This is a genomic window from Clostridium moutaii, assembly GCF_041205085.1.
GTDB lineage: Bacteria > Bacillota > Clostridia > Clostridiales > Clostridiaceae > Clostridium_B > Clostridium_B moutaii.
This window is the reverse complement of record NZ_JBGEWD010000005.1, coordinates 155989-174892: the sequence shown is the minus strand read 5'-3', so window position 1 is coordinate 174892 and position 18904 is coordinate 155989. Positions and strand designations below refer to the sequence as shown.

General features: G+C 30.2%; 18 protein-coding genes. 13 read left to right on the top strand and 5 right to left on the bottom strand.

From position 1 onward, the window contains the following. The first annotated feature begins 140 nt into the window (after nucleotides 1–140). Complete coding sequence (locus AB8U03_RS07345; RefSeq protein WP_369703900.1) at nucleotides 141–671, top strand: hypothetical protein; 531 nt, start codon at nucleotides 141–143, stop codon at nucleotides 669–671. A 9-nt stretch (nucleotides 672–680) separates the two neighbouring features. Here AB8U03_RS07345 and AB8U03_RS07340 read toward each other — a convergent pair whose 3' ends face one another. Beyond that, a complete protein-coding gene (locus tag AB8U03_RS07340) occupies nucleotides 681–1457 on the bottom strand; it encodes a tRNA threonylcarbamoyladenosine dehydratase (RefSeq protein WP_369703899.1) in 777 nt (258 codons plus the stop codon). A gap of 224 nt (nucleotides 1458–1681) precedes the next feature. Here AB8U03_RS07340 and AB8U03_RS07335 point away from each other — a divergent pair, with 224 nt between their 5' ends. Then, nucleotides 1682–2512: a carbon-nitrogen hydrolase family protein gene (locus tag AB8U03_RS07335; RefSeq protein WP_369703898.1), complete on the top strand. Its 831-nt coding sequence runs from the start codon at nucleotides 1682–1684 to the stop codon at nucleotides 2510–2512. A gap of 161 nt (nucleotides 2513–2673) precedes the next feature. On the opposite strand, the gene yedF is transcribed toward AB8U03_RS07335, so the two are convergent. Beyond that, nucleotides 2674–3255: a sulfurtransferase-like selenium metabolism protein YedF gene (gene yedF, locus AB8U03_RS07330; protein WP_369703897.1), complete on the bottom strand. Its 582-nt coding sequence runs from the start codon at nucleotides 3253–3255 to the stop codon at nucleotides 2674–2676. 269 nt (nucleotides 3256–3524) lie between these two features. On the opposite strand from yedF, the gene AB8U03_RS07325 reads away from it, so the two are divergent. The 10 genes from AB8U03_RS07325 (at nucleotide 3525) to AB8U03_RS07280 (ending at nucleotide 14377) form a co-directional block, all read left to right on the top strand. After that, on the top strand, nucleotides 3525–4922 hold the full coding sequence (locus AB8U03_RS07325; RefSeq protein WP_369703896.1) for a glycosyltransferase family 2 protein: 1398 nt from the start codon (nucleotides 3525–3527) through the stop codon (nucleotides 4920–4922). Between the two features lie 234 nt (nucleotides 4923–5156). After that, entirely contained in the window at nucleotides 5157–5870 is a 714-nt protein-coding gene (locus AB8U03_RS07320) for a pseudouridine synthase (RefSeq protein ID WP_369703895.1), read from the top strand. A 54-nt stretch (nucleotides 5871–5924) separates the two neighbouring features. Then, the gene (locus AB8U03_RS07315) at nucleotides 5925–6095 is read left to right on the top strand and encodes a DUF4264 family protein (protein WP_369703894.1); all 171 of its coding nucleotides are present in this window, start codon (nucleotides 5925–5927) and stop codon (nucleotides 6093–6095) included. Between the two features lie 97 nt (nucleotides 6096–6192). Continuing rightward, complete coding sequence (locus tag AB8U03_RS07310; RefSeq protein WP_369703893.1) at nucleotides 6193–7068, top strand: MurR/RpiR family transcriptional regulator; 876 nt, start codon at nucleotides 6193–6195, stop codon at nucleotides 7066–7068. Nucleotides 7069–7252: 184 nt separating this feature from the next. Then, entirely contained in the window at nucleotides 7253–8614 is a 1362-nt protein-coding gene (gene gdhA, locus AB8U03_RS07305) for an NADP-specific glutamate dehydrogenase (RefSeq protein WP_369703892.1), read from the top strand. Between the two features lie 234 nt (nucleotides 8615–8848). After that, nucleotides 8849–10072 carry a BaiN/RdsA family NAD(P)/FAD-dependent oxidoreductase gene (locus tag AB8U03_RS07300; RefSeq protein WP_369703891.1) on the top strand — a complete coding sequence of 408 codons (1224 nt, stop codon included), beginning with the start codon at nucleotides 8849–8851 and terminating at the stop codon, nucleotides 10070–10072. Nucleotides 10073–10221: 149 nt separating this feature from the next. Next, entirely contained in the window at nucleotides 10222–10902 is a 681-nt protein-coding gene (gene cmk, locus AB8U03_RS07295) for a (d)CMP kinase (protein WP_369703890.1), read from the top strand. A 4-nt stretch (nucleotides 10903–10906) separates the two neighbouring features. Then, nucleotides 10907–12820, top strand: a complete 1914-nt coding sequence (locus tag AB8U03_RS07290) for a bifunctional 4-hydroxy-3-methylbut-2-enyl diphosphate reductase/30S ribosomal protein S1 (RefSeq protein WP_369703889.1) — start codon at nucleotides 10907–10909, stop codon at nucleotides 12818–12820. 256 nt (nucleotides 12821–13076) lie between these two features. Further along, nucleotides 13077–13457, top strand: coding sequence for an adenosylmethionine decarboxylase (gene speD, locus AB8U03_RS07285; protein WP_369703888.1), 381 nt, complete (start codon nucleotides 13077–13079; stop codon nucleotides 13455–13457). 47 nt (nucleotides 13458–13504) lie between these two features. After that, complete coding sequence (locus AB8U03_RS07280) at nucleotides 13505–14377, top strand: GNAT family N-acetyltransferase (RefSeq protein WP_369703887.1); 873 nt, start codon at nucleotides 13505–13507, stop codon at nucleotides 14375–14377. Between the two features lie 53 nt (nucleotides 14378–14430). Here the strand turns inward: AB8U03_RS07280 and AB8U03_RS07275 are convergent, their stop codons facing one another. Genes AB8U03_RS07275 through AB8U03_RS07265 form a run of 3 tightly spaced genes read right to left on the bottom strand, consistent with a single transcriptional unit; the run spans nucleotide 14431 to nucleotide 17081 of the window. Beyond that, complete coding sequence (locus AB8U03_RS07275; protein WP_369703886.1) at nucleotides 14431–15627, bottom strand: pyridoxal phosphate-dependent aminotransferase; 1197 nt, start codon at nucleotides 15625–15627, stop codon at nucleotides 14431–14433. Between the two features lie 56 nt (nucleotides 15628–15683). After that, complete coding sequence (locus AB8U03_RS07270) at nucleotides 15684–15839, bottom strand: hypothetical protein (RefSeq protein ID WP_369703885.1); 156 nt, start codon at nucleotides 15837–15839, stop codon at nucleotides 15684–15686. A 57-nt stretch (nucleotides 15840–15896) separates the two neighbouring features. After that, nucleotides 15897–17081, bottom strand: coding sequence for an aminotransferase-like domain-containing protein (locus AB8U03_RS07265; RefSeq protein ID WP_369703884.1), 1185 nt, complete (start codon nucleotides 17079–17081; stop codon nucleotides 15897–15899). A gap of 469 nt (nucleotides 17082–17550) precedes the next feature. Here AB8U03_RS07265 and miaB point away from each other — a divergent pair, with 469 nt between their 5' ends. Continuing rightward, entirely contained in the window at nucleotides 17551–18897 is a 1347-nt protein-coding gene (miaB, locus tag AB8U03_RS07260) for a tRNA (N6-isopentenyl adenosine(37)-C2)-methylthiotransferase MiaB (protein WP_369703936.1), read from the top strand. The last annotated feature ends 7 nt before the right edge of the window (nucleotides 18898–18904 follow it).

Here is an 18904-nt window from a genome sequence, read left to right as displayed (position 1 = left end):
GCAGGAGGATACTTACAGGCCTTAAGTTTTCATCCTCTAAATATACCTTCTTTATAACTTGTGACATGCCTTTTATAAATTTAGATTACATAGAATATATATTGAAGTTGGTAAATAAAGATAATTTTTTGAGAAATTAGGTGAAATATTTGGACTTTGATAATGTACTAAAAATAATGTTATCCATAGCCTTTACAGTACAATTTTTTCTATCATTTATAAAAAGAAGATCCTTTAAAAAAGATTATGGAAAAAATATTTTAAAGCTGGAATGGAGCGGAGAAAAGAGAAAAGCTTTATCTTTGATTTTCATAGGACTTGTAACATATATAATTTACATATTGGTAACAGGTTACTTTTCAACCCTTTCAGTATTGATTGTTGCGTATATACTAATCAGTATCTATGATTTTAGCAAGATAAAAATAATTACTTCAGAGGGAATAGGCGAAAAAAGTTTTTACAGTAATGTATACTACAACTTTATTTACTGGGAAAATATTCTTCAGTGGAAATGGTTAGAGGATAAAAAAAATATATTAATATTTAAATCAAAGGTAAAAAATAAAGTGGAAACAAATGACTGGAAGGTGCTTCCTTCTGAAATAAAGGAAATAGAAAAGTGCTTTTCTAAAAATGCCTTTACTTCAGAGAACCAAGATCCTATTTGATAAATAGTCTTACTTTTGATAACAGCCAGTAAATCCGTATATTATATCTTTAATAACTTCTCCGCCTATTATCATTCCTGCTACCGGAGGTACAAAGGAATTGCTTGCAGGTATCTGGCGTTTGGCAAGGCATTTTCTTGAGCCTCCCACACAAACACATCCTTCCTTACAGGTTACCACTTCTTCAATCTTAGGCTTTTGAGGAACTTCTTCCGAATATAAAACTTTTAATTCTTTTATACCTCTTTTTTTCAATTCATGACGCATTACTTTGGCCAAGGGACATATTTTTGTATCATATATATCGGATATTTTAAATTGAGTTGGATCTAATTTATTTCCAGCACCCATACAACTTATTATATTTACATTATGAGCTTTACACCAAAGCACCAAAGCTATTTTAGAAGATACTGTATCAACCGTATCTACCACATAGTCCGTATTATCCGGTATAATTTCATCTATATTATTTTCTTTCACAAATGTGTGATAAACGTCTACCCTGCAAGTTGGATTTATATCTAAAATCCTGTCTTTTAAAACATCTACCTTATATTTACCTATTGTGCTAAAAGTAGCTTGTATTTGCCTATTTATATTGGTCAAACAAATAGTATCATCGTCCACAAGTATTAAATGTCCTATACCGCTTCTAACCAGTGATTCAAGAGTAAATCCCCCTACACCACCCAATCCGAATATTACTACAGTGCTTTTCCTTAATTTCTGTAGAGCTTCTGTACCAATTAACAGCTCTGTTCTTGAAAACGCATGTTGTTTCATTAAATAATCTCCTCTTAACTATAAAATATTTACCATAACTAATATCATATAAGATTATATAATTTTAAATCTTTTTAAGCAATAAGATTTTATAATACATCAATTAAACATTGTTTAAAAATTGTGTATTAAATATTAATTTTTTACCAATCATTGAATAGTTTAAATCAATAAATTATAATTAGTAGTATATAAGAACATGCATACATAAGAGAGGTTTTTTTATGATAAAAATAGGCTTATGCCAGATGATGGTTTCAAAATCCAGTAAAAAAGATAATTTAAAAAAAGCTCAAGATATGATTTATGAAGCTGCACACAGAGGAGCTGAAATAATAGCTTTACCTGAAATGTTTAATTGCTACTACAATCTCAAATATTTTAGAGAGTATGCAGAGAGTTCATATGATTATGGTGAAACTTTAGATATGTTATCTTCTACAGCAAAAGAACTTGGAATATATTTAATAGGAGGATCTATACCGGAAGTCGATAAAGAGGGCAATTTATATAATACTTCTTTTATTTTCGACGAAGACGGAAAACTAATTGAGAAATATAGAAAAATACATTTATTTGATGTAAACATAAAGGATAAAATAGCTTTTAAGGAATCAGATATTTTAACTCCAGGTAATAAAGTTATGGTAATAGATACAAAATGGGGTAAAATAGGAGTGGCCATTTGTTATGATATAAGATTTCCTGAACTCATGAGAATTATGGCACTCAAAGGTGCAAAGATAATATTTGTTCCTGCAGTTTTTAATATAACAACAGGATCTGATCACTGGGAAACATTATTTAGAAGTAGAGCAATGGATAATCAACTTTATATGGTGGGAATAGCACCAGCAAGAGATACTAATTGTTCCTATGTTGCTTATGGAAACTCTCTGGTAGTAGATCCTTGGGGCAAAATAATAAATATATTAGACGAAAAAGAGGGAATACTAATATCAGAATTAAATTTAGATTATATAGAGAAGATTAGGAATTCTTTGCCTATTTTAAAGAATATAAGAAAAGATGTGTATAAAATTACATTATTGTAGGCCTTATGAAAATAATTTGTCCCATGTACATCATTATACTCCCAGAATAAGCAATACTGCGATCCTGGATAAGTTCTTCTAAGGTTCATATGGAAAAAAGCATCCCTTATTAGCAGATTCCGCCTGAACCTAAGAATCACTTTGTAACAAATATATATTATTTATAGTTTTATGGTATTGTCTGATGAATTCATTTTTTCAACTATGCTGTACATGTTGGTTATTTCTCCTACAATAAGTTTTTCCTTTAGGCCGTAGAAATCCAGGCAAGTTCCACAGCTATAAATATTTACTCCTTTTTCTTCTAATAATTTTAAATTGTCTATGGAGTCTGAACCTTCTACCGTCAATTTAACTCCTCCATTTAAGAATATTAGATTAGTGGGTAGATTGCTGCTTTCAGTTAATGCGTATAAATAGCTTTTGATTAAAACAGCTCCAAGTTCATCGTTTCCAAGTCCAAGTTTGTTATTGGATATGACTATAGTTAGCTCTTTATCATCAGCCGTAATCGTTTTACAGTCATTTACATTTTTTACAATAGTTATATAATAAAGATTATTTTTTTGTTTTGCTTCACTGGCAAATCCATTACTTTTAGCAAACTTTAATAAATTACTTTTAGAAACATCATTGTCTACAATAACAGTAGCAGTTCCCTCTTTTATTGAATCAAAATATTTTTTTGTGTTTATTACTGGTTGCGGACATTTTAAGCCTTTGCAATCTATTATATGTTCCATTGATGTACCACCTTTCAAAATGAATATCGTTATTTTAAAATTAGAATTTACTCAAATAAATTATATCATAGGGTAAATACATAAATTATATTTTTTACAAATAGAAAATCCTTTAACTATAAAAAAAGGTGATAATGTACAGTTTTGTATTAGTCAGAATATTTCAACTTATGCGGTATAATTTAAAATTTGTGGTATTATGATATACGATATTTATATATATTTGTTAGGGGACAATAGAATAAATATATTAAGGAAGGATTTTTGTGATGAAAGAGTTTATTTTTAATTTTACATTTATTTTTCAAATGTCAGTTTTTACAATCACAATATATTATTTAATACTTTCTTTATTTGGACTCTATAAAAGAAGAGATAACGGCGCCCAGAATTGTGCTCCTAAAAACACTTTTGCACTGTTAGTGGCAGCTCATAATGAAGAAATGGTTATTGCACAAATAATAGAGAGTTTAAAGGATATGGATTATCCTAAAAATATGTATGATATTTTTGTAATTGCAGATAACTGTAATGATGGTACTGCAGATATAGCAAAAAAATATAATGTAAATGTATATGAAAGAAAAGTTCCCGATAAAAGAGGGAAAGGATATGCCCTTGAATGGATGTTTAATAAGATATTTAAAATGGATAAAAAATATGATGCCATAGCTATCTTCGATGCTGATAATTTAGTTTCAAAAAACTTTTTAATTGAGATGAACTATAAATTGAGTAAAGGATATAAGGTTGTTCAAGGTTACGTTGATAGTAAAAATCCCAACGATTCATGGATAACTGGTTCTTATTCAATTTCATTTTGGACCACAAACAGGCTCTTCCAATTATCTAGATCAAATCTTGGATTGTCAACACAAATCTGTGGTACCGGCTTCTGTATGAATACAGATATACTTAGAGAATTGGGTTGGGGTGCAACTTGTCTCACAGAAGATTTGGAGTTCACCTGTAAATTAGTGTTAAATGGTCACAAGGTAGGATGGGCTCATAATGCAGTGGTATATGATGAAAAACCTTTAACATTAAAACAATCTTGGAATCAGAGAAAAAGATGGATGAAAGGTTTTACTGACGTTTCCTCCAGATTTTTCTTTAAGCTTATAAAAAAAGCAATAAGAGATAAAAGTCTTACAGCATTTGACTGTGCAGTATACACTATACAGCCTTTTATAACACTGTTGATTGGACTTTCGGCTTTAATAACTATTTTACAAAATAACAATGAACATGGCTTAAATATATTTGTTATAAATTCATTGTTTATGCCGGCTTTATGGAAAATCTTTAGTATATTTCAGTTCTTGATTACACCCTTTATAATGACATTGGAGTGTAAACTTTCTAAAAAGATGTTTTCTATATTTGCACTGTATTCTCTTAATATAATAGTACTTTCATACATTTTTACTTCCCCTACTTTTATGGAAATGTTGATTGGAAATATAGTATACCTGCTTATATTTGTATCGTTTATCTCTTTAAATGGTGGTAAACATTCTCTTAAAATATTTATATGGTATTTACTTTACGGAATATATACTTTGACTTGGATACCAATAACAATACAAGGAATATTGGACAAGAATAACAAAGAATGGGATCACACTAAACATATTAGACAGATAAGCATACAGGAAATGGAATAGGAAACAATCCTCAGTGATATATGATATATCGTTGAGGGTTATTTTTTAGCCTTTTATCCCATAACTGCTGTTGGCTACTTTGGAAATTACTATTTAGATATCTTTAACTGACAAGGATTTGATTTTGATTGCTTCATAATGTAGTATATAGTCAATATTATTATTAGGAAAATCATAAATAATGGTAAATAATCAATTGCAATACAATGTATAAATAATAGGTAAGGTGATAACATGATAGAAAGGTTGCAAAAGTATATGGCTTATTGTGGCATAGCTTCAAGAAGAAAATGTGAGAATATAATATTACAGGGAAGAGTAAAAGTAAATGATGTTACCATAAATAAATTAGGTTCAAAAATCGATGATGAAAAAGATAAAATTACTGTAGATAATGTGATAGTAAAAAAGAAAAGTGAAAAGATATATATATTGTTGAATAAACCTATAGGATATGTTTCCACAGTTAAAGATGATAGGGGAAGAAATACACTACTTGATATTGTAAAAGTAGAGGAAAGAATTTATCCAATAGGTAGACTGGATTATAATACCTCAGGATTGATTATATTGACAAATGACGGAAAGGTATATAATAACATAGCCCACCCTAAAAGAGAGCGAAATAAGATATATATAGCCTCATTAAAAGGCATACCTTCTAATGAGGCCATAGAAAAATTCAAAAATGGATTAAATATAGACGGATATAGAACTGCCGCTGCAAATTTTGAAATACTCAGTATAGACAAAAGTGGAAATAATTCAAAAGTTAAAATAGGAATACATGAAGGTAAAAACAGGCAGATAAGAAAAATGTGTGCTGCAATAGGCTGCCCCGTAATAAATTTAACCAGAATAGCCATAGGAGATATAAAATTGGGTAATTTAAAGGAAGGAAGCTGGAGATATCTGACTGAAAAAGAAATAGATTATATAAGGAGCTGACTCATATAATCTATTGAAATTATTATTAAATAAAAATGAAGGTGAAACTGTATTATGAAAAATAATGAATTAGAATTAATTTCATCAAAAGGATTCAAACGCTATGATGATATGTATAAAATTATAGATTTCTTGAATAAAAATTTAAGTAACTATGGTATAGTTTTGGGAGTATCCGAAAAATCCAATAAAAGTGTAATAAATATTTATAAAGAAAATAGATAAACAATTGAAAGATACCTTGATAATTTAATCAATAGATGATAAAATGAAACAAATATTGCAAGACGAATTCAAGATAGATAGAAAGGAATGAATGAAAATGGAAGATGCCAATAATCTAGATTTGATAAAAACAATTCAAATTAAATTTCCCAGGCTAAGTAAAGGTCAAAAATTAATAGCCGAATATATTTTAAAGCATTACGACAAAGCAGCATTTATGACAGCTGCAAAATTAGGTTTGAATGTAGGTGTAAGCGAATCTACAGTAGTTAGGTTTGCAAATGAACTTGGATTTTCAGGATATCCAAAATTGCAAAAATCCCTCCAGGAACTTATAAAAAATAAGCTCACTACTGTACAGAGAATAGAATTATCAAATGACTTTGTAAGTCAAGAAAGTCCTTTAAAGAGTGTTTTAAAATCCGATATGGAAAATATAAGAGCTACCCTTGAAAAGATAAATCATAAAACTTTTGACGATGTAGTAAATAGTATATTTGAAGCTAAAAAAATATACATATTGGGTCTTAGAAGTTCTACTGCAATTGCAGATTTTCTTGGCTTTTATTTAAATCTAATATTAGATAACGTAAAAGTAGTTGGATATGGAATAAGCGATATTTTTGAGCAGATGATAAATTTAAAAGAAGAGGATCTAGTAATAGGTATAGGATTCCCGAGATATGCAATGAGAACTATTGAGGCATTAGCTTTTGCCAAAAGCAGAAATGCTAAAGTAGTGTCAATTACTGACAGTCTTTTGTCACCTCTTGCAGCTAGATCGGATTATACTTTAATTGCCCAAAGCAACATGGCTTCATTTGTAGATTCATTAGTAGCACCTTTAAGCGTAATTAACGCCTTGATTATTGCGGTGGGATTACAAGAAAAAGAGAAGATATCTTCTACTTTTTCAGATTTAGAGGATATTTGGAAAGAATATCAAGTATATTCTTTTAAAGACCAAAATTAGTTAAAATTTGAAAAATTGAATGATATACAACAATTTTTAAAATTTTTAAAAGAATTTATGTGAATTAAGAAGGAAATTTCAACTTTATATAGAATACCTTTACTATAAGATAAATTATAAATGTCTTAATTCTATAATTTATAAATAAGTGATTAATAATCACATAGGGAGGGTGTTATTACTTATGACTGAAGAAAAAGTGCAAAATTATGTCAATGGAGTAATTGAAAAAGTAAAAGCAAGAAATTCAAATGAGCCTGAATTCCTACAAACGGTGGAAGAAGTTTTGGGAACCATCGGACCAGTATTTGAAAAGCATCCTGAATACATGGAAGAAAATCTTTTGGAAAGATTTTGTGAGCCGGAAAGACAAATAGTTTTTAGAGTTCCTTGGGTAGATGACAATGGTAAAGTGCAGGTCAACAGAGGATTCAGAGTTCAGTTTAATGGATGCATAGGGCCTTATAAAGGAGGACTTAGATTTCATTCATCCGTTTATATAGGAATTATTAAATTCTTAGGATTTGAACAAATACTTAAAAATTCACTAACAGGACTTCCAATAGGAGGAGCTAAAGGTGGTTCGGATTTCGATCCAAGGGGAAAATCCAATGGTGAAGTAAGAAGATTTTGTGAAAGCTTTATGACTGAATTATACAGACATATAGGTCCTGATATAGATGTTCCTGCTGGTGATATAGGTGTAGGAGCAAGAGAAGTAGGATATTTATATGGACAGTACAGAAGATTAAAAGGTGTCTTTGAAAATGGCGTTATTACAGGAAAAGGATTATCTTACGGTGGAAGCTTAATAAGACCAGAAGCAACTGGTTTTGGTGCAACTTATTTCTGTCAAGAACTTCTTAAACATGAAGGAACTGATTTAAAAGGTAAAACTATCGCTATATCAGGATTTGGAAATGTTGCATGGGGAGTATGTAAAAAAGTTGCTCAATTGGGTGGAAAAGTTGTTACTATTTCTGGACCAGATGGATATGTATATGATCCTGATGGAGTAGTTACTGATGAAAAAATAAACTACTTATTGGAAATGCGTGCTTCTGGAAGAGACAAGGTAAAAGATTATGCAGACAAATTTGGCGCTAAATTCTTTGCAAATGAAAAGCCATGGGGAGTTAAAGTTGATATAATAATGCCATGTGCTACTCAAAATGATATACAACTAGAACATGCTAAACAAATAGTTGACAACGGAATTAAATTTGTATGTGAAGTTGCCAACATGCCTTGCACTAATGAAGCCGTACAATATTTCTTAAAAAACAACGTAATAGTTGGACCTTCAAAAGCAGCTAATGCCGGTGGAGTTGCTACTTCTGCACTTGAAATGTCACAAAATAGTGAAAGATTATCATGGTCAGCAGAAGAGGTTGATGAAAAACTTCATGGCATAATGGTTAATATATATAATAATTGTAAAAATGCATCCCAGACTTATGGATTTGGGTACAATTTAGTAGCAGGAGCTAACATTGCTGGATTTGTAAAAGTGGCAGATGCAATGTATGCACAGGGAATTTACTAATATTAATATGAGATTTTAAATGGGCGAATTTAAAATAGATTCGCCTGTTTTTTATATTGGATTAAAATATATTATATAAAACCTTCATTACAATACGATTATGTCGGCCGCTATAGACATTTAAATTTAAAGATTGCAAATTTATATAATATTTATATTGAATAAATTCGTACAGTATATTACTATAATAAGAGTAATATACGTATTCTTATACAAAATAGGGTGTGTGAACTAATGGCAAAAGTAATAATAATTGGTGGTGGCCCATCTGGAATGATGGCAGCAATAGCTGCTGCAAAAAATAATAATGAAATTATTATAATTGAAAGAAATGAAAAATTAGGTAAAAAGATGTTTATATCAGGGAAGGGAAGATGCAATATAACCAGCTGGAAGGGCATAGATGAGTTTTTTGATTATATTCCTGGAAATCCTCATTTTCTATACAGTTCCCTCTATTCATTTACAAATGAAGACACTATGAATTTTTTCCGTGATCTGGGAGTCAAACTAAAAGTTGAAAGAGGAGATAGAGTTTTTCCTGAATCAGATAAATCCTCTGATTTAATTGAAGCTATGAAAAAACAGCTTATTAAAGAAAAGGTGTTAATAAAATTAAACTCTAGGGTAAAAGGATTTATTCTCAATGATAAACTTATAAAATCGGTTCAACTTGAGGATAATTCTATAATAGGAGGAGATTATTTTATACTCTGTACAGGAGGATTGTCTTATCCTCAAACTGGTTCCACAGGAGATGGTTACAAGATGGCCAAAGATTTAGGCCATACTATAACAAATTTAAACCCGGCTCTGGTGCCCATAGGAATAAATGAAAATTGGATAAAAAAGCTTCAGGGACTTTCATTAAAAAATGTAACCTTAAGCATAGTAGATCCTGAAAATAATATTTTATATAAGGAATTCGGCGAAATGTTATTTACTCATTTTGGCATATCCGGCCCTATTGTATTAAGTGCAAGTAGGGTAGTAAAAAACAATACCAATTTAAAAGCAGTTATAAATTTAAAACCTGCCCTGCAATTTGAACAACTGAATAAAAGAGTTCAAAAAGACTTTTTGAAGTATTCAAATAAAGACTTTAAAAATTCTCTGGATGATTTACTTCCTAAAAAATTAACAGATGTAATTGTAGATTTATCTAATATAGCGCCGGATAAAAAATGTAATTCTATAACTAAAGAAGAAAGATTGAATTTAGTAAATTTACTTCAAAATCTTTCAATGAACATAAAGGGACTTCGTCCTATATCAGAGGCCATAATTACTTCTGGCGGAGTCAGCGTAAAAGAAATAGATCCATCTACAATGAAATCCAAAATAATATCTAATTTATATTTTGCAGGAGAGTTAATAGATGTTGATGGCTATACCGGAGGTTTTAATATGCAAATTGCTTTATCTACTGGATTTCTGGCTGGAACTCAAATCAAGTGATTTTGTATTTGAAATGCACTTGGGTGTATTAAATTAATCCTATAAAATAAAGGATTTTATACTTTTTTATAGAATATATAATAAAATATAGTATGTATAAAATTTTACTTATAATTATATGGCTTCAATTAGAAAGGCGGAATACTATTTTGAACATATCTGTAGCAATTGATGGTCCTGCAGCCGCAGGTAAAAGTACCATAGCAAATATTATAGCCCATAGATTTAACCTTGTTTACATAAATACGGGATTGATGTACAGAGCCGTTACCCTTATGTGTATGAGGGAAAATATAAACTATACAGATGTAAAAGGCGTTTGTAAAATTGCAAAATCACTTAACATACATTTTGGAGGAGATAAAATCATAGTAAATGGTGAGAATTTTACAGAACTTATAAAATACCCTAAGGTAAGCAGCAATGTATCTAATTATGCTGCCATTTCTGAGCTGCGAAAATTACTGGTAGATCTACAGCAGAAAATGGCATCAAAATGCAATGTAATCATGGATGGACGTGATATAGGTACTGTGGTTTTAAAAAACGCTCCACTAAAATTTTTTCTTACAGCTAGTGCCAGTGAAAGGGCCAAGAGAAGATGTATGGAGCTTAATGGAAAAAACATATCTGCAGAGTATGATAAGATATTAGATGAGATAATTAAAAGAGATTATATAGATTCACATAGAACAACTTCGCCTTTTATAAAATCAGAAGATGCCATAGAAATAGATTCTTCTAATCTTTCCATTTTAGATGTAGTAGAAGTTATTTCAGGGTACATAAGAAAATACATTAAAGAACACAATTTAGAAAATTCAAGGTGAAATTATGGAAATTATATTAGCAGATAAATCTGGATTTTGTTTTGGAGTAAAAAGGGCTGTTGAAGAAGCTGTAAGTACTCAGAAAAAGTTCAAAAAAAGCATATACACTTTAGGACCCTTAATTCATAATAACAATGTAGTGAAAAAGTTAGAGGGAAAAGGGATATTTTCTATAGAAATGGATGACATAAACAATCTTAAAGAAGGAGATGTGATCATAATACGCTCCCATGGAGTACCTGAATATATATTTACTCTTTTGGGAAGTAAAAAAATAAATATAGTGGATGCTACCTGTCCATATGTTTCAAATATACAAAGAAAAGTACAAAAATATTATAAATTAGGGTATTCTATATTAATAGTAGGTGATAAAGATCATCCTGAAGTACTGGGGATAAATGGTTGGTGTAAAAACACTGCAATTATATCTAAGGATGGACTAAACCTAAAAAAACTTCCATCAAAGCTTTGTATAGTATCACAGACTACGGAAAGACAATCCAACTGGCAAAAGGTACTAAATGTAGTAATTAAACAATGCAAAGAGTTTATTGCTTTTAACACAATATGTAGTGCCACAGAATTTCGTCAAAAGTCCGCAGATAATATTTCAAAAAAAGTTGATATGATGATAGTATTGGGGGGCAAAAACAGCTCTAATACCACTAAATTATATGAAATATGTAAAAATAATTGTAAAAACACTATTCATGTTGAAAATTCAGGAGAAATACCTGATAATATAATTAACTCTAATAAAATAAAAACTATAGGTGTTACAGCAGGAGCTTCAACACCAGATTGGATAATAAAGGAGGCAATTTTAAAAATGAGTGATGACAAAAATTTAGCATTAAATGAACAACTATCTTACATGGATAAAAATGATACTCAAATAATACTAGGAGAAAAAATCAAGGGTACTGTAATATCTGTAAATCCAAATGAGGTCTTTTTAAATATAGGATATAAATCGGATGGTATACTTCCTAAATCTGAAATAACTAAAAATGAAGAGGATGATTTAGAACAACTAATACATTTAGGTGATGAATTAGAAGTCAAGGTACTGCGAAGGCAAAATGAAGATGGATATGTAGTATTATCTAAAATAGAATTGGATAGAGAAAATGCTTATAGAGAATTAAAAGAAAATAATGGGAAGGATACCGTTCTACAAGTCACAGTAAAAGAAGCCGTAAATGGTGGACTTGTGGCAAACTATAAAGGTGCCAGAGTTTTCATACCGGCTTCTCATGTAGAATTATATCACGTAAATGATCTTTCCCAATATGTAGATAAAGAATTAAACGTAAATATAATTGAATTTAAAGAGGAAAAAAGAGGGACCAGAATAGTAGCTTCAAGAAGAGAAATCTTAAGAGCAGAAAGAGAAAAAATGGAGGAAAAAACCTGGAATATACTTCAAAAGGATACTGTAGTAGAAGGAGAAGTTAGAAGATTAACCAACTTTGGTGCCTTTGTTGATGTACAGGGAGTTGATGGGTTGCTTCACGTATCTGAACTGTCTTGGGGAAGAATAGGTAAGCCAAGTGATGTTTTAAAAATAGGAGATAAAATTAAAGTTTATATATTGGACGTAGATAAAGATAAGAGGAAATTATCATTATCTTTAAAAAAGCTTATGGAGGATCCTTGGAATAACGTTGAAATAAAATATCCGGTAGGTAGTGTTGTTCTTGGAAAGGTAGTTAGATTTGCAAGTTTTGGTGCTTTTGTAGAATTGGAACCTGGAGTGGATGCACTCGTTCATATATCTCAAATAAGCCATAAGAGAATAGATAAGCCTGAGGATGTACTAAAAATAGGTGAAGAGGTAAAAGCAAAGATTTTAGAAGTGAATAAGGATAATGAAAAAATAGCTTTAAGTATAAAAGAAGTGGATGAGATCTGATTTTATAAATTTTTACAATATAATTCTGTCTAGTATTTCAAATTTGATCTTGCCATTAACTTACTACCTTAGAAATTGAAATATAACCTTTTATAGAATATTCTTTTTCATTCAATATATGTAGGAAATGAAAGAAATATTTAAAGATTAAAAGATTTCAAAAGTAATTTTTTAATATCACCATATATATTGACTTTTTTGTTATTTTTGATAAAATTTAATTGTTATATTTTATCTAAGGGGGTAAATATGAAAAATGAATGAATTAGGGCGACACATTTTAGCAGAAATCTATGGATGTGATGCTGGAATACTGGACAATAAAGAATTTATAGAAAGAATAATGGTGGATTCTGCATTAAAAGCAGGTGCCGAAGTGAGAGAAGTTGCTTTTCACAAATTCAGCCCACAAGGGGTGAGTGGTGTAGTTATAATATCAGAATCCCATTTAACCATTCATACATGGCCAGAACTTGGTTATGCTGCTGTGGACATATTTACTTGCGGAGATAGAATAAATCCCTGGGATGCTTGTAATTATATGACTGAGAAGTTTGATGCAAAAAATATGACAGCAACAGAAATAAAAAGAGGCATCTTCGAACATGTAGTAGAAGTAAAAGCTTCAAATATATAAGAGATCATCGTCTAAGGTGATCTTTTATTTTATAAGGTGAAAATTAAATGTATAAATGCATAAAGTTAATAAAAAAAAATTTAAAATATTTTAGAGAGCTAAATGGGAAAAGATCTTTATTTAATTCTTTAAATAAAGATTTTTTTCAAACTTATGATGATTGTAACTTTGCTCAGCAAATGATTTTAAGAAGGAAAGTAAAGCTTATTAAAAACAATGTTAAATATATAGGCTACATTTGGACAGATATCTATCATAAAAATATTTGTAATATAAATGCCCTCAATGTAGTATATGGATATAACAATATGGATAATTTACCTTATAAATATTTGATAAATACTATTAAAGAACATTATACTGTAAAATATTTATGTGAAAACAATAATTATAATTTCAATTTATTAAAAAGTATGGGATTTGAAAAAAAAGAGGGTACATTAATTTTGTATAAAGAGTTATCTGAAAGTATACATCTCATCTTAAATAAAGAGCTTGAATTTGAAATACTACGAAAGGGCAAAGATGAAGAAAAAAGATGCGAAATACAGAATAAAATATTTGAAGAAGATGACAGAGTTCCTCTTACCTTAGAAGATATTTTTTTTGATGAGATTCAAGATTATTACTTTGAAAGAGGAGCAGTTTTCTTAAAAAAAAGCAATAAACATATAGGCTATGGCCAATTTATAATAGAAAAGGGGATTCCTGTTATAGTAAATTTCGGAATAATCAAAGAATATAGGGGCAAAGGATATAGTAAATGTCTTTTAACATATCTTCTAAAACTAATATATTCCAACGGATTTAATAAGATAATAATAAAAGTAAAGGATTCCAATTATATAGCTTTAAACTTGTATAAAAGCATTGGATTTGAAGTGGAAAAAGAACAATATCATTTAGAATTAAAACGTTAAAACAATATATAGAAAAAAGTTCCCAATCAGTATGGGAACTTTTTTATGTTAAATTACTCTCTGGTTTTTTTATATTCATCTATTGCTATTTTCAATAGATTTACAGCATTCTTTAAGTCATCACAATTTAAACAATAAGATATTCTTATTTCATCTTGTCCTAATCCAGGGGTGGCATAAAAACCATTGGCAGGAGCAACCATTACTGTTTTGCCATCCTTGCTGAAATCAGTTAATAAGAACTTTGCAAAATTCTCTGCATTCTTAACAGGCAATTTAGCAACTACATAAAAGGCACCCGTAGGTTTCTTGCATACTACGCCAGAAATTTTACCTAGGCCTTCCATCAATATATCTCTTCTCTTTTGATATTCTTTTCTTGTTTCAACAAAGTAACTTTCTGGGGTATCCTTTAATGCAATAGCTCCAACTTGTTCAACAGTAGGTACACAAAGTCTTGATTGACATAATTTCATTACATTATGCATAAACTCTTGATTTTTTGAAGCAACTAATCCAATTCTTGCACCACAGGCACTATAACGTTTTGATATACTATCTACGATTATTACTCTATCTTCAATGTCTTTTAAGCTGAGAGTAGATGTATATTGCAGTCCATCATATACAAATTCTCTATAAACTTCATCAGCTATTAAATATAAGTCATGTTCTTTAGCTATATCTCCAAGCATTCTAAGTTCTTCAGGTGTATACACTGTTCCTGTTGGATTCCCAGGATTTGAAATCATAAGTGCCCTTGTTTTGTCAGTTATTTTACTTTCTATTACTTCCCTGTTTGGTAGATGAAATCCATCTTCCGCTTTCGTCAGATAAGGAACCATTTTAGCTGAAGCTGTTTCCGCAAAGCCATTGTAGTTTGTATAAAATGGTTCAGGCGAAACTATTTCATCCCCAGGATCACATATTGTCATAAAAGTTAACATTATAGCTTCACTGCCGCCGTTGGTTACTACTAATTCCTTTTTAGTGAATTCAGTACCCCATTTTTTATAATACTCTATGAAGCTTTCCTGAAGTTCATCCATTCCCTGTGATTCCGTATATGCCAGAACACTTGTTTTGAAATTTTCAATTGCTTTAAAAAATAAATCCGGAGTTTTCACATCAGGTTGTCCAATATTTAAGTGATACACCTTTATGCCTCTCTTTTTGGCTTCAGCAGCATAAGGTGCCAATTTACGTATAGGTGAAAATTGCATATTTAAAATTCTATTTGATAATTTCATAAGAATTACCCCTCCACTTTTGATTTAAATTATGAAAATGTAAGAATAAAATCTTCTCATTTAATCACATTTTTCATAGGAACATGAATTGACTTTAATTCAAACATACTTTGATATTGAAAGCTATTAAAATATCCTCTGTCTCCAATGCAATTAGCTCTTATTTTACATTTGTTTTCTTCTATCTCTTTAAAATCTTTTATATCATACATACTATCCACTCCTTTTAGAGAAAGTTTAACCTAAAAGGAGAGATTTTATTCTAAAAATCAATAATATTTATACAGAACCTTTCCAAGTCTCTTAATTCCCTCTACAATTTTTTCTTCCGACATACATGAATAATTTAATCTAAAATAATTATCCCGTACACCATTTGGAAAAAAAGAACCTCCTGGAACATATGCTACTTTTTCTTTTAGCGCTTCTTCCAATATTTCTTTAGAACTTAATCCTTCTTTCAATTGAACCCAAGTAAACAGTCCTCCATAAGGATTAGTATGCTTAACTTCTCTTGGAAAATACTCATCCATACCTTCAAGCATAAGAGTTCGACGTTTACCATAAACTTTTTTTATTTCCCTTATATGCTCATTTAAATCGTAAGTTTCCATAAATAAGGCAGCGGCCCTTTGATCCAAACTGCTAGTCTGAAGATCTGCCCCCTGTTTTATTATGACATATTTTTGAAGTATGTCAGGGGCAGCACATATCCATCCAATTCTAAAACCAGGACAAAATGTCTTTGAATATGTGCCAAGATATATTACCCATCCATCTTTATCAAAACTCTTTATAGAAGGATGAGTTGTGCCCTCAAAAATAAGTTCCCCATAGGGATTGTCCTCAATCACAGGAACTCTATATTCTTTAGCCAGCTCAGCCAGTTTTTTTCTCCTGTCATCAGACATAGTTATTCCTGTAGGGTTTTGAAAATCTGGAATGGTATAAATCATCTTGACTCTTTTATCCCTTTTAAGCTCTTCCTCCAGCTTCTCCATTATCATACCATTTTCATCCATTTCTATTTCAGTAAATTTAGGTCTGTAGGCTTTAAATGCATTAATTGCTCCCATATAACTTGGACTTTCACATATTATAGTATCTCCTTCATTTACCAACATTTTTGCAGAAAATTCAATCCCCTGTTGAGAGCCGCTAGTTATAATTATGTCTTCACCAGTTACATGTACTCCTGAAGTAACCATTCTCTGTTTCGCTATTATTTCCCTTAATGGTTTAAATCCTTCTGTAGTACTATATTGCATAGCACAGGTTCCGTCTTTTTCTAAAACATTTTGCATTATTTTTTTCATTTCTTCTACAGGAAACAATTCTGGTGCAGGTAATCCTCCGGCAAAAGATATTATTTCCGGCATTTCAGTTAATTTTAAAAGCTCCCTTATCTCTGAAGCTTTTAGTCCATCTGCTCGTTGTGAAAAATTTATTTTCATGAAAAAAATCCACCCCCCAATAAATACTAAAATACTTTAATCTTTTTATCGCCTCCTTGTAAATAAACTCTCTAGGTATTGTCACTTTATTAATAAACTAATAGTACATATTTAAAAGTCGAAAAAATCAGAAAAATTTTATTGCTGACTTCTTCCTTTATAAATGTATCATCCTATATTATAATAATATAATTTTTAAAGGATCTTTTCAATAAGAATTTTAATATAGCATCGTTTTTATGAATTTTATATAGCACATATGAATATTTAGAGTATAATCTTAATAAGCAAATATATTATATCATTAATAAAATGAAAGGAATTGATGCTTTTTAAATCTAAAGATATATTATAATAGCAGCAGTAATTGCGGCGTGTTTACACAATTAGATATTAACGATATAATTATATAGTAAAATCAATATGAATTGGAGAACGGAAAATGATAACACAGAAATATACTACAGATATGCAAAATTGCAGTAAAAATCAGGAATATAAAACCTTTTTTATTGAAACATGGGGCTGCCAGATGAATGAAGAGGACTCAGAAAAGTTGTCTGGAATGTTAAAAAAAATGGGATATAAAAAAGCAGCAAATAAAATTCATGCAGATTTGATTATATTCAACACCTGTTGTGTAAGAGAAAATGCAGAACTTAAAGTATATGGACATTTAGGTACTTTAAAAGAATTAAAGGCACAAAACCCCCAACTTATAATAGCTGTATGCGGATGCATGATGCAGCAAAAACACATGGCAGAAAATATAATTAAAAAATATCCCTTTGTAGATATAATTTTTGGAACACATAATGCCTATAAATTTCCTGAATATTTAAATACAGTACATCAGAAAAACAGTTCGGTGGTGGAAATTCAAGACAGGGAGACAGGGATTATAGAAGGGGTTCCAATAGATAGGGAGAGCACTATAAAGGCTTTCGTAACCATAATGTATGGCTGCAATAACTTCTGCACCTATTGTATAGTTCCTTATGTAAGGGGAAGAGAGAGAAGTAGAAAACCTAAAGATATTGAAAATGAAATAAAGAATTTGGTTTCAAAAGGGTATAGGGAAATCACACTTTTAGGCCAGAATGTAAACTCATATGGTAAAAACCTGATTCCAAAAATAAGTTTCAGTGAACTTTTAAGGAAAATAAATACGATAAATGGACTTGAAAGAATCAGATTCATGACATCACACCCTAAGGATTTAACTGAAGATGTTATAGATACAATTTCAGAATGTGATAAAGTATGCGAACAGGTACATCTTCCTGTACAATCTGGTTCTACTGACATATTAAAAAAAATGAATAGAAATTATTCCAAAGAACAGTACTTAAATCTTATATATAAGATAAGGGAAAAAATTCCCGAGGCATCTATTACTACAGATATAATGGTTGGATTTCCAGGTGAAACGGAAAAGGACTTTGAAGAAACCTTAGACCTGGCAAAAAAAGTAGAATATGATTCCGCTTTTACTTTCATATATTCTAGAAGAAAAGATACCCCTGCCGATAAGTCCAAAGATCAAATTCCTGAAGGTGTAAAACATGAAAGATTCAACAGACTTGTAGAAGTTATAAATAAATCCTCTGCCAAGAGAAATAAAGCCTACATGGGAAAGATAGAAGAAATATTAGTGGAAGGTATCAGTAAAAATGACAGCACAAAACTTATGGGAAGAACAAGAACGGGCAAACTGGTTAATTTTGAAGGTGATAAAGACTTCATAGGTAAATTGGTTAAAGTTGAAATAACTAAATCAAATTCCTTTTCACTTTCAGGTAAACAGATACAATAAAAGGAGG

Excerpts from the sequence above, each read along its gene's own strand:
- AB8U03_RS07340 (WP_369703899.1), bottom strand. The coding sequence starts at position 1,457 with ATGAAACAACATGCGTTTTCAAGAACAGAGCTGTTAATTGGTACAGAA.
- AB8U03_RS07335 (WP_369703898.1), top strand. The coding sequence starts at position 1,682 with ATGATAAAAATAGGCTTATGCCAGATGATGGTTTCAAAATCCAGTAAA.
- yedF (WP_369703897.1), bottom strand. The coding sequence starts at position 3,255 with ATGGAACATATAATAGATTGCAAAGGCTTAAAATGTCCGCAACCAGTA.
- AB8U03_RS07325 (WP_369703896.1), top strand. The coding sequence starts at position 3,525 with ATGAAAGAGTTTATTTTTAATTTTACATTTATTTTTCAAATGTCAGTT.
- AB8U03_RS07320 (WP_369703895.1), top strand. The coding sequence starts at position 5,157 with ATGATAGAAAGGTTGCAAAAGTATATGGCTTATTGTGGCATAGCTTCA.
- AB8U03_RS07315 (WP_369703894.1), top strand. The coding sequence starts at position 5,925 with ATGAAAAATAATGAATTAGAATTAATTTCATCAAAAGGATTCAAACGC.
- AB8U03_RS07310 (WP_369703893.1), top strand. The coding sequence starts at position 6,193 with ATGGAAGATGCCAATAATCTAGATTTGATAAAAACAATTCAAATTAAA.
- gdhA (WP_369703892.1), top strand. The coding sequence starts at position 7,253 with ATGACTGAAGAAAAAGTGCAAAATTATGTCAATGGAGTAATTGAAAAA.
- AB8U03_RS07300 (WP_369703891.1), top strand. The coding sequence starts at position 8,849 with ATGGCAAAAGTAATAATAATTGGTGGTGGCCCATCTGGAATGATGGCA.
- AB8U03_RS07290 (WP_369703889.1), top strand. The coding sequence starts at position 10,907 with ATGGAAATTATATTAGCAGATAAATCTGGATTTTGTTTTGGAGTAAAA.
- speD (WP_369703888.1), top strand. The coding sequence starts at position 13,077 with ATGAATGAATTAGGGCGACACATTTTAGCAGAAATCTATGGATGTGAT.
- AB8U03_RS07280 (WP_369703887.1), top strand. The coding sequence starts at position 13,505 with ATGTATAAATGCATAAAGTTAATAAAAAAAAATTTAAAATATTTTAGA.
- AB8U03_RS07275 (WP_369703886.1), bottom strand. The coding sequence starts at position 15,627 with ATGAAATTATCAAATAGAATTTTAAATATGCAATTTTCACCTATACGT.
- AB8U03_RS07270 (WP_369703885.1), bottom strand. The coding sequence starts at position 15,839 with ATGTATGATATAAAAGATTTTAAAGAGATAGAAGAAAACAAATGTAAA.
- AB8U03_RS07265 (WP_369703884.1), bottom strand. The coding sequence starts at position 17,081 with ATGAAAATAAATTTTTCACAACGAGCAGATGGACTAAAAGCTTCAGAG.
- miaB (WP_369703936.1), top strand. The coding sequence starts at position 17,551 with ATGCAAAATTGCAGTAAAAATCAGGAATATAAAACCTTTTTTATTGAA.